Origin of the sequence: Stutzerimonas nosocomialis (assembly GCF_005876855.1) — a bacterium.
GTDB lineage: Bacteria > Pseudomonadota > Gammaproteobacteria > Pseudomonadales > Pseudomonadaceae > Stutzerimonas > Stutzerimonas nosocomialis.
The window spans coordinates 95,611-107,156 of sequence record NZ_QLAE01000014.1 but is presented as its reverse complement, the minus strand read 5'-3'; the positions used below and the strand labels follow the sequence as shown (position 1 = coordinate 107,156).

The window sequence follows — 11,546 nt, the reverse complement described above, 5'->3', positions numbered from 1 at the left end:
TCTTGACCGCGAAGCGATCCGGAAAAGCTCGCCGCTTACCGGCCGGGCGCCAGTGACGTCCAGACAATGAGCTGGTCCAGCGCGATCCGCAACATACCAGGCTCGCCACAGAGCCGGCGCCACCGGCAAAAACTTCGCCCCTGGGTGAACCGCCAAAGCCGCCGTCAGTCGGAAACAGTAGGCATCTTCAGAGAATGCACGGCTCGAAGCAGCAGCCAGGCGCCCCCGTGAGGGCACGCGACCCTTGTCGGCTCGCTGGCACATTCGGCTCGCCGACACGGCGGCCGGACCACCCGAGACGGTGCCCTGTACCGCCAACTGATCGGAGAGACTATGAAAGCAGTTGTATTTCACGACGTAGGCGACATCCGTCTGGACGAGGTGCCGGAGCCGCGTATCGAAGCGCCCACCGACGCCATCGTGCGGATCACCGCATCGGCCATCTGCGGCACCGACCTGCACTTCGTCCGGGGCACCGTCAGCGAGATGAAGCCCGGCACCATCCTCGGCCATGAAGGCGTCGGCATCGTCGAGGAACTGGGCGAGGACGTACGCAACCTGGAGATCGGCGATCGCGTGGTGATCCCCTCCACCATCGCCTGTGGCAACTGTTCCTACTGCCGAGCCGGCTATTACGCCCAGTGCGACACCGCCAACCCCAACGGCAAGGCGGCCGGCACCTCGTTCTTCGGCGGCCCGGCGGCCACCGGCCCGTTCAATGGGCTGCAGGCGGAAAAGGCCCGCATTCCCTTCGCCAATATCGGGCTGGTGAAGCTGCCACCGGAGATAAGCGACGACCAGGCGATCCTGCTGTCGGACATTTTCCCCACCGGCTACTTCGGCGCCGACATGGCCGGCATCAAGGACGGCGACACCGTGGCCGTATTCGGCTGCGGCCCGGTCGGCCTGTTCGCCATCGCCAGCGCACGCCTGATGGGCGCCGGCCGCATCTTCGCGATCGACCAGTTCGACGACCGCCTGCGCATGGCGCGCAAGCAGGGCGCCGAGGTCATCGACTTCAACCGCGAGGACCCGGTCGAAGCGATCAAGCGGCTCACCGACGGCATCGGCGTGGACCGGGCGATCGACGCCGTGGGCGTCGATGCCGAGCATGGCCTGTGCGGGCACCGCAGCGAGGCCAAGCCCGTCAGCGACCAGCCCCAGGGCGCCGATGGCAGCTGGAAGCCCGGCGATGCGCCGGCGCAAGCCCTGGAATGGGCGGTGCAGAGCCTGGCCAAGGCCGGAACGCTGTCGATCATCGGCGTCTATCCGCCCGATGCCATGACCTTTCCGATCGGCATGGCGATGAACCGTAACCTGACCATCACCATGGGCAACTGCCATCACCGCAAGTACATCCCCAAGCTGATCGAGATGGTCATGGCCAAGCGCATCGACCCGGCCCAGATCCTCACCCAGGTCAAGCCGATGAACGACGTGATCGCGGCATTCAAGGCCTTCGACCGACGCGAGAACGGCTGGGTCAAGGTGGAGCTGCTTCCACAGTCGACCCGCTCGGACGATGCCGCGGACAGCGCGCGTGGCGAGGAGCGGCTCGACGACGCCATCGCCGATACCTTCCCGGCCAGCGACCCGACCACGATGCAGAACCCCAAGCGCTGATCGAAGAAGGAGCAGTCGGGCATGGCAGCCGTCCACGTCGGAATTTCAGGCTGGCGCTACACCCCGTGGCGCGGCGATTTCTATCCCAAGGGGCTGGTGCAGAAGAACGAGCTGCACTTCGCCTCCCGTGCGGTCAGCAGCATCGAAATCAACGGTTCGTTCTACTCACTGCAGAAACCGGAGCTCTATGCAAACTGGTATGCCGACACGCCGCAAGGCTTCGTATTCAGCGTCAAGGCGCCGCGTTACGTTACGCATATCCGCCGCCTCCAAGACGTCGAAAAACCCATCGCGAACTTCTTCGCGTCGGGCATTTTCAATCTGCGTGAAAAACTCGGCCCGATCCTCTGGCAGTTTCCGCCCTCCTTCAAATTCAACCCCGAAGTCTTCGAGGCATTCCTCAGGCTGCTGCCGGCCGACACCGAGGCGGCGCTCGAAGCGGCCCGTGGTTGCGACCCGCGGATGGAAGGCCGCAGTTGTCTGGAAATCGACCGCAAGCGACGAATGCGCCACGCCGTGGAAATCCGTCACGAGAGCTTCGTCGATCCGGCCTTCGTTGCCCTCCTGCGCCAATACAAGGTGGCGCTGGTGGTTGCCGACACGGCGGGGAAATGGCCTTACCGGGAGGACCTGACCAGCGACTTCGTCTACATCCGCCTGCATGGCGCCGAGCAGCTCTACACCAGCGGCTACACCCCCGAGGCGCTGGACGAATGGTGCCGTCGCATCAGCCTCTGGCGCGACGGCTCCCAGCCCGAAGACGCCCATCTGATCAGCCAGGTCGCGCCCTCCAGGCGCAAGTCCCGAGACGTGTACTGCTATTTCGACAACGACGTGAAAGTCCGGGCGCCCTATGACGCGCGAGGCCTGCTTCAGCGCCTCGGTCTGGATGCCGACCTGGAAACCACGCCAGGCCAGTTGCAAGGAGACAAGTAGTGACCCACCCCCACGCGCCACTGGACCCCACCCAACTCGACGCGCACATGGCCACCGCGGTCAATTCGATCCGACTGCTCACGGTCAACACCCACAAGGGCTTCACCGCCCTCAACCGCCGCTTCATCCTGCCGGAACTGCGCGAGGCGGTACGCAGCGTCAGCGCCGACGTGGTGTTCCTGCAGGAAGTGCTGGGCACCCACCAGAAGCACGCGGTGCGTTTCCACAACTGGCCGCAGACGCCGCAGTACGAGTTCCTCGCCGACAGCATCTGGACCGACTTCGCCTACGGCCGCAACGCGGTCTACCCGGACGGCGACCACGGCAACGCGGTGCTGTCGAAATTTCCCATCCTGCGCTACGAGAACCTCGACATCTCCATCAGCGGCCCGGAGCGCCGCGGGCTGTTGCACACGGTGCTGCAGGTGCCCGGTCACGAGGAATTCCACGCCATCTGCGTGCACCTGGGCCTTCGCGAAGCGCATCGCCAGCAACAGCTCAGGCTGCTCTGCGATCTGCTCGACGGCCTGCCCGAAGGCGCGCCGGTGGTGGTGGCCGGGGATTTCAACGACTGGCGCCTGCGGGCCGGCCAGGTCCTGGACCACTGCAACGGCCTCTACGAGGTGTTCCAGGTCGCCCATGGCTGCCTGGCCAAGACCTTCCCCGCGCGATGGCCCCTGCTGCGGCTCGACCGCATCTACGTGCGCAACGCCACGAGCCATTCGCCGAAAATTCTCGGCAACAAACCCTGGACTCATCTGTCCGATCATCTGCCCCTGGCGGTGGAGATACATCTATGAAATTTCACTGGAGAGACGGAAATCGTCTTCAGTTGCTGGAGAACGGCGAGGAATTCTTCCCCGCAGTGTTCGAGGCCATCGGACTGGCCCAAAAGGAAGTGTTGCTCGAAACCTTCATCCTCTTCGAAGACAAGATCGGCACCCACCTGCAGCAGGTGCTGATCGATGCGGCCAAGCGCGGCGTCAGCATCGACATCACGGTGGATGGCTACGGCTCGGCCGACCTGAGCGAGCCTTTCATCAAGTCGCTGACCGACGTGGGGATTCGCATCCACATGTTCGATCCGCGCAAGCGCCTGTTCGGCAAGCGGGTCAACGTGTTCCGCCGGCTGCACCGCAAGATCGTGGTGGTCGACGCCGAGGTCGCGTTCATCGGCGGGATCAACTTCTCCGCCGACCATGTCGGCGATTTCGGCCCCGGCGCCAAGCAGGACTACGCGGTGATGGTCGAGGGGCCGGTGGTCAACGACATCCACCGCTTCGCGCTGACCACCGTCGCCCCGCCGGAAGCCGGGCGCTGGTGGAACCGCCGCCGCGCCCCGTACAAGCACGACACCCGCGTCTCGCCATCGCGGGGCGACGCCCGCACGCTGTTCGTCACCCGCGACAACGAGGAACACCGCAACGACATCGAGGAGCACTACCTGCAGGCGATCCGCGATGCGCGCTCGCGGCTGGTGATCGCCAACGCCTACTTCTTCCCCGGCTACCGGGTGCTGCGGGAGATCCGCAACGCCGCGCGCCGGGGCGTGCGGGTGCGGCTGATCCTGCAGGGCGAGCCGGACATGCCGATCGCCAAGTTCGGCGCGCGCATGCTCTACAACTACCTGATGCGCGACGGCGTGGAGATCCACGAATACTGCCGGCGCCCGCTGCACGGCAAAGTGGCGCTGGCCGATTACGAATGGTCCACCGTAGGCTCGAGCAACCTCGACCCGCTGAGCCTGTCGCTGAATCTGGAGGCGAACCTGATCATCCGCGACCACACCTTCAACCGGCAGCTGCATGAAAAGCTCGACGTGCTGCTGCAGAACGACTGCCGCCGCATCCCGCTCGAACGCATCGTGCGCGGGTACTTCTGGCGCGCGCCGCTGGTGTTCATCATCTTCCACTTCCTGCGTCATTTCCCGGCGCTGGTGGGACTGATTCCCGCACACACGCCCAAGGTCGCCGTGTTCGGCGCCCCGCCACCCGAGGAAGGCGCCCTGCGGCCGACCCAGACGTCCCCTCTGCCGCGAGACAGCCAATGACCGCAGGCCATGCGCAGGACATACCCCAGAGCCGCTGGCGCCGCTGGTGGCCGATCATCAAGAAGATCGTCACCTATGTGTTCTTCGCCCTGGTCATCGGCCTGCTGGTGAGCCTGGCGCGCAACATCGACTGGCACGAGGTGTGGACCACCCTGCGCAACTACGATGCGCGCACCCTGCTGTTCGCCGGCGCCGCCGCGCTGGGCAGCTACGCGGTGTATTGCTGCTTCGACGTACTGGGCAAGCGCTACGCCCGGCACGAGCTGCCGGTCAGGCAGATCCTCCCGGTCACCTTCGTCTGCTATGCGTTCAACCTGAACCTCAGCGCCTGGGTCGGCGGCATCGCCCTGCGCTTCCGGCTCTACTCGCGGCTCGGCCTGAAGCCCGCGCAGATCACCCGGGTGTTCACCCTCAGCGTGCTGACCAACTGGCTGGGCTACATGTGGCTGGCCGGCGTCATCTTCGCCTTCGGCTGGATCACCCCGCCGGCGCAGTGGGAAATCGGCGCGACCGCCCTGCGCTTTCTCGGTGCGTCGCTGATCGGTGTCGCGGTGATCTACCTCGCCCTGTGCGGATTTTCCAAGCGGCGCTCCTGGACTCTGCGCGGCCATGAGATACAGCTGCCGTCGCTGCGCCTGGCGGTGGTGCAACTGGTGCTCGGCGCCGCCAACTGGTCGCTGATGGCCCTGGTGGTGTACTTCATGCTGTCGCAGCAGGTCAGCTATCCGCAGGTGCTGGGCATCCTGATGATCAGCAGCATCGCCGGCGTCATCGCTCACATCCCGGCCGGCCTGGGGGTGATCGAAGCCGTGTTCGTCGCCATGCTCGCCGACGAGATGAGCAAGGGCAGCGTCGTCGCGGCGCTGATCGGCTACCGCGTCATCTACTTCCTGATCCCCCTGCTGTTCGCCACCCTGGTGTATGTCGTGCTCGAAGCACGGGCGAAGAAGCTGCGCACCCGGCGTCCGACGGGACAGAAGGAGTCCTGATTCGCCAGGGCGAATACGCGGTGGGGGGCGGAACCGGCATCGCTGCTCTTAGCGATCAAGACCGGGCTGCCCCGACCGCTTCCACAACCGAGGTATGCGTCCAGCCGAGCCCATTCGCGGTCGAGACCGCTCCCACGCCTGCGGTATGTGCCCCGCCGCGGTCAGGTGGCTCCCACGACTGTGCGGACAGGGCACTCGGTCACTGATCAAGCGGACGACACCCACCCGTGGGAGCGGTTGGGGACGCCTAGTTGGGGACGCCCAGTCTTGACCGCGATCTTTAAGGTTTCCTGAAACGACAATGCGCCGAGACCGGCGCATTGTTCCTTCCCGCACAGCTGCCCTGCCCGCGCCGCTACTCCTGCGGACGCAGGATGATCACCGACAGCGGCGGCAGGGTCAGTTTCAGCGAGTATGGCTGGCCGTGGCTGGGCTCATCTTCGGCCACGACGCCCCCGCCGTTGCCGACGTTGGAGCCGCCATAGACCTCGGCGTCGCTGTTGAGCACTTCCAGCCACTTGCTGGCGACCGGCACGCCGATGCGGTACTCGTTGCGCACCACGGGGGTGAAGTTGACCACCACCAGCAACGGATGCCCGGTGGCGCTACGGCGTAGCCAGGCGAAGATGCTGTTCTGTCGATCGTCGCCGATCAGCCACTGGAAGCCCCGCGGCTCGTGGTCCAGCTCGTGCAGCGCGGGTTCCTGGACGTAGAGCCTGTTCAGGTCGCGCATCAGCGACTGCACGCCGCGGTGGTCGGGTTCGTCGAGCAGGAACCAGTCCAGCTCGCGGTCGTGGCTCCACTCGCGCCACTGGCCGAACTCGCTGCCCATGAACAGCAGCTTCTTGCCCGGATGCGCCCACATGAAGCCCAGGTACGCCCTCAGGTTGGCGAACTTCTGCCAGCGGTCGCCGGGCATCTTGTCGATCAGCGAGCCCTTGCCGTGCACCACTTCGTCGTGGGAGATCGGCAGCACGAAGTGCTCCGAATAGGCGTAGACCATGCTGAAGGTCATCTTGTCGTGATGGTACGTGCGGTGGACGGGGTCTTCCTGCACGTACTTGAGGCTGTCGTGCATCCAGCCCATGTTCCACTTGTAGGCGAACCCCAGCCCTCCTTCGGAGGCTGGCTTGGACACGCCCGGAAAGGCTGTCGATTCCTCGGCGATGACCAGCGCGCCCGGCGCCTCGGCGGGCACGACCTCGTTGAGGTGCCGCAGGAAGTCGATCGCTTCGAGGTTCTCGCGGCCACCGAAGCGGTTCGGTATCCACTCGCCTTCCTTGCGCGAATAGTCGCGATAGAGCATCGAGGCCACCGCGTCGACGCGCAGCGCATCGACATGGAAGTCGCGCAGCCAGTGCAGCCCCGAGGCCAGCATGAAGCCATGCACCTCGGTGCGGCCCAGGTTGTAGATGTAGGTATCCCAGTCCTGGTGAAAACCCTCGAAGGGGTGCGCGTACTCGTACAGCGAGGTGCCGTCGAAATGGCCGAGGCCATGGGCGTCGGTGGGGAAATGCGCCGGCACCCAGTCGAGGATCACGCCGATACCGGCGTTGTGGCAGGCGTCGACGAAGGCGGCGAAGTCCTCCGCGCTGCCGTAGCGGGCACTGGGCGCGAACTGGGACAGGAGCTGGTAGCCCCAGGAGCCGCCGAACGGATGCTCCATGATCGGCATCAGTTCGATGTGGGTGAAGCCCATGTCGACCACATAGGGAATCAGCCGCTCGGCCAGCTCGTGCCAGTCGTACAGCCGCCCGTCGTCACCGCCGTCGCGCCGCCAGGAGCCGGCATGCACCTCGTAGATGGCCATCGGTTTGTCGTAACCCTGGCGCACGACGCGCTGCTGCATCCACGCCTCGTCCTGCCACTGGTGCTCGAACGGCTTGGCGACGACCGAGGCTGTGCCCGGCGGGTGTTCGGTGGCCAGCGCCACCGGATCGGCGCGCAGCGGCAACACGCCGTCGGGCCCGAGGATCTCGTACTTGTAGCGCTCGCCCGGCTGCAGCCGCGGGATGAAGATCTCCCACACGCCCGCCGGATAACGCACGCGCATCGGGTGGCGACGACCGTCCCAGCTGTTGAAGTCGCCCACCACCGAGACGCGCCGCGCATTGGGCGCCCAGACCACGAAACGCACGCCCTGCACGCCGTCTATTTCCATCACCTGGGCGCCGAAGCTGTGCGCCAGGTTGCGGTGCTTGCCCTCGGCGAAGAGGTAGATGTCCATCTCCCCCAGCGACGGGCCGAAGCTGTAGGGGTCTTCGGTGATCTGTTGCCCGCCGGCCCAGCGGATGCTCAGCAGGTAGGGCTGCGCGTGGCTGAGCCGGGCGAAGTAGAACCCCGGCACCTGGCCCTGCTCCATGGCCGCCAGGACGTTGTTGCCTGAGCGGTCGAGCAGGTCGACGCCCAGCGCGTGGGGCAGATAGGCCCGTACCACCTGGCCTTCGCCATCGGCATGCGGCCCGAGAATCGAAAACGGATCGCCATGTTCGGCGCGCACCAGCGCGTCGACGTCCGCATCGCTCGGCAACAGGGTCTCGCCTGTCAGGGATATGGCCGGTCGATCACTCATTTGGAATCTCCATCGGAAAACTGTTGCGCCAGCATCGCCAGTCCCTGCAGCGGGACGAACAGCCACGCCGGTCGGTTCTCGGCCTCATAGGCGATCTCGTAAGCGGTTTTTTCCAGGCTGAACAGGGCGAGCGCCGCCTCTGCCCCGCCCTTGTTACGCCAGTCGTGGGCAAGGCTGCGCGCCGCCTCGTAATAGGCTTCAAGGAACACAGAACGCGCGCTCTGCCGATAGTTCGCCGCGATCCGCTGCCGGGCCTGCACGGCCCCCTCGGAGGTGTCGCTGCTCTGGGCGTTGCGCACGGTCATGGCGGCCGCGTATTCGAACGAGCGCAGCACGCCGGAGACGTCCTTGAACGGGCTCAGCTTGGCGCGACGCTCTTCCAGCGGCCGCGCCGGCTCGCCTTCGAAGTCGATGAAATAGGCATCGCCCTGGGCCACCAGCACCTGCCCCAGGTGCAGGTCGCCATGGACGCGGATGCGCAACCCGCCGACCGTGCGGGCAGCCAGCCGCCGGGTCTCTTCGAGCAGCTTGTCGCGCTTGCCCAGCAACTTGTCGACCAGCGCCACGTCGGCCTTCTCGAGCCGGCCGCGCTGTTCGGCGAGGATGTCCAGGGCGCGCTCGAGCTGCGCGCTCACCGCCTCGGCCCAGACATCGCTCATGGCCTCGTCGGTGGTTTCACGGGCGAAGGCCTCGTTGTCGGTGTCGGTCGCCAGGGCCACGTGCAGTTCGCCGAGGCGCTGGCCGAGCAGGCGGTTGAAGGCTTCGAGCTCTTCCATCGCGTCGTACTGGTTCTCGTGCAGCGACACGCCGCCAGCGGTTTCATCGCGCACCGCGCGATCGAGCACGTTGAGCGTCCATTCCCAGGCATCGCCCTGGTTGTCCAGGAAGCGCTGCACCACCATCAGCGCGTGCGGGGTGCCGTCTTTGGAGATGCGGCTGACCTGACCCAGCATCGCCGAGATGTGCGCATAGCCCTGCTCGGTGAGGAAGGCGCCCATTTCCAGTTCCGGATGCACACCGGCCGAAATGCGGCGGATCAGCTTGAGCATCATGCTGGCGCCGACGATGACCGAGCTGTTGGACTGCTCGGCCGAGAGGTAGCGCACCTCGGCGTCGGCCGGCAGCTCGCATTCGGCCAGCTGCGGCATCGGCACGAAGCGGATCTCGTCATCGCCGCACGGCAGCACCAGCTCGTCGCGCAGGGCCTGGATCACGCCCAGGACGAAGGGCTCCAGGGTGAAACCGTCGGTCAGCAGCCCGACCTGCGGGCCGCGACGCACCCGCGCCATGGCCAGTTGCTGCGGCAACGCCATGTCGAAGTCGGCCTCGGCGAGGAAGCCCAGCGGCAGCTGGTAGTAGTCGGTCCGGGCGGCCGTGGTCACGGAGATTTCGCTGAGCAGCACCGGCCGTTGCGGGTTGCCGAACGGCACGGTGTAGCAGATTTTCATCGACTCGATCTTCTCGTCCTTGGCGGCGAACCAGCGGCGCTTGGGCAGGTAGGTCGGCAGGGACTCGGTCTCGAGGATCTTCCTGTTCGCGGCGGTCATGGTGTCGAGGCGCTTGAGCACCAAGGTCTGAAAATCGGGCATGGTTTCCACCGGTTGCTGGTGCCAGCTCGGCATCTGGTGGCTGGAAGCCAGCTGGAACCAGTAGAAGCCGTAAGGTGGCAACGTCAGGAGATAGGACAGTTGGCCGATCGGCGGGAACGCGCTGCCGCCGATCATTTCCACCGGCACCATGCCGGCGTAATGGGAAAGTTCGAGTTCGGCGGCCTGTGCCGAGCGCGACAGGTTGGCGACACAGAGGATCATCTCCTGCTCGCCATTGGGCGCCGTGTATTCGCGCAGGTAGGCCAGGATGCGGCGGTTGGACGGCGCCAGCATCTTCAGGGTGCCGCGGCCGAAGGCCTTGAACTGCTTGCGGATGGCCAGCAGGCGGCGCGTCCAGTTGAGCAGCGAATGGGGGTCGCGCTGTTGCGCCTCGACGTTGATCGTGTAGTAGCCGTAGAGCGGGTCCATGATCGGCGGCAGCACCAGGCTCGCCGGGTCGGCACGCGAGAAGCCGCCGTTGCGGTCGACCGACCATTGCATGGGCGTGCGCACGCCGTCGCGGTCGCCGAGAAAGATGTTGTCGCCCATGCCGATCTCGTCGCCGTAGTACAGGGTCGGCGTGCCCGGCATCGACAGCAGCAGGCAGTTGAGCAGCTCGATGCGCCGGCGATCGCGCTCGAGCAGCGGCGCCAGGCGCCGGCGGATACCCAGGTTGATCCGTGCGCGACGGTCCGAGGCGTAGTAGTTCCAGAGGTAATCGCGCTCCCGGTCGGTCACCATTTCGAGGGTCAGCTCGTCGTGGTTGCGCAGGAAGATCGCCCATTGGCAGTTGGCCGGGATTTCCGGGGTCTGGCGTAGGATGTCGGTGATCGGGAAACGGTCTTCCTGGGCGATGGCCATGTACATGCGCGGCATCAGCGGGAAGTGGAAGGCCATGTGGCATTCGTCCCCCGGCCCGCCCTCCTCGCCGCCGAAATACTGCTGGGTGTCCTCGGGCCACTGGTTGGCCTCGGCGAGCAGCATGCGGTCGGGGTAGTTGGCGTCGATCTCCGCGCGGATCTGCTTGAGCACCGCATGGGTCTCCGGCAGGTTCTCGTTGTTGGTGCCGTCGCGCTCGACCAGGTAGGGAATGGCGTCCAGGCGCAGGCCGTCGATGCCGAGATCGAGCCAGTAGCGCATCACCCCGAGCACCGCCTTCATCACCTGGGGGTTGTCGAAGTTCAGGTCCGGCTGGTGCGAGTAGAAGCGGTGCCAGAAGTACTGCTTGGCCACCGGGTCCCAGGTCCAGTTGGACTTCTCGGTATCGAGAAAGATGATGCGGGTGCCCAGGTACTTCTCGTCGGTGTCGGACCAGACGTAGAAATTGCGCGCCGCCGAGCCCGGCTTGGCCTTGCGCGCGCGCTGGAACCAGGGGTGCTGGTCGGAGGTGTGGTTGATGACCAGTTCGGTGATCACCCGCAGCCCGCGCTTGTGGGCTTCGGCGATGAAGCGCCTGGCGTCGGCCAGGGTGCCGTAGTCGGGATGCACGCCCCGGTATTCGGAGATGTCGTAGCCGTCGTCACGGCGCGGCGAGGGATAGAACGGCAGCAGCCAGATGGTGTTGACGCCCAGGTCGGCGATGTAGTCGAGCTTCTCGATCAGCCCGACGAAGTCGCCGACCCCGTCGTTGTTGGCGTCGAAGAAGGACTTCAGGTGCACCTGATAGATGACCGCGTCCTTGTACCAGAGCGGGTCCTTGATGAAGGCAGCGGGTTTGGCTGGTCTGCGGGGTTTGGCCATGGTGTCTTTCCTTGCCTTGGCTCGTCCGCCTCCCTCTGGAGGCGATG

The 11,546-nt window shown here is 65.7% G+C and carries 7 protein-coding genes; 5 read left to right on the top strand and 2 right to left on the bottom strand.

Features of this window, described 5'->3' with window-relative positions; genetic code table 11:
* Positions 1–333 precede the first annotated feature (333 nt).
* From DN824_RS11120 to DN824_RS11100, 5 genes are read left to right on the top strand one after another with little or no spacing between them, the layout of a single operon-like run.
* Positions 334–1,623, top strand: a complete 1,290-nt coding sequence (locus tag DN824_RS11120; protein WP_138408464.1) for a zinc-dependent alcohol dehydrogenase — start codon at positions 334–336, stop codon at positions 1,621–1,623.
* Between the two features lie 21 nt (positions 1,624–1,644).
* Positions 1,645–2,559 (top strand): DUF72 domain-containing protein, encoded by a 915-nt coding sequence (locus DN824_RS11115; protein WP_138408463.1) that lies wholly within the window; start codon positions 1,645–1,647, stop codon positions 2,557–2,559.
* A gap of 47 nt (positions 2,560–2,606) precedes the next feature.
* Entirely contained in the window at positions 2,607–3,359 is a 753-nt protein-coding gene (locus tag DN824_RS11110; protein ID WP_138408474.1) for an endonuclease/exonuclease/phosphatase family protein, read from the top strand.
* Complete coding sequence (clsB, locus tag DN824_RS11105; RefSeq protein ID WP_138408462.1) at positions 3,356–4,609, top strand: cardiolipin synthase ClsB; 1,254 nt, start codon at positions 3,356–3,358, stop codon at positions 4,607–4,609. The genes DN824_RS11110 and clsB overlap by 4 nt, the downstream gene beginning before the upstream one ends.
* On the top strand, positions 4,606–5,598 hold the full coding sequence (locus DN824_RS11100; RefSeq protein WP_138408461.1) for a lysylphosphatidylglycerol synthase domain-containing protein: 993 nt from the start codon (positions 4,606–4,608) through the stop codon (positions 5,596–5,598). The genes clsB and DN824_RS11100 overlap by 4 nt, the downstream gene beginning before the upstream one ends.
* Positions 5,599–5,953: 355 nt before the next feature.
* On the opposite strand, the gene glgB is transcribed toward DN824_RS11100, so the two are convergent.
* Complete coding sequence (gene glgB / locus DN824_RS11095) at positions 5,954–8,170, bottom strand: 1,4-alpha-glucan branching protein GlgB (RefSeq protein ID WP_138408460.1); 2,217 nt, start codon at positions 8,168–8,170, stop codon at positions 5,954–5,956.
* A complete protein-coding gene (treS, locus tag DN824_RS11090) occupies positions 8,167–11,499 on the bottom strand; it encodes a maltose alpha-D-glucosyltransferase (protein WP_138408459.1) in 3,333 nt (1,110 codons plus the stop codon). Before treS ends, glgB begins: the two co-directional genes overlap by 4 nt.
* Positions 11,500–11,546 lie beyond the last annotated feature (47 nt).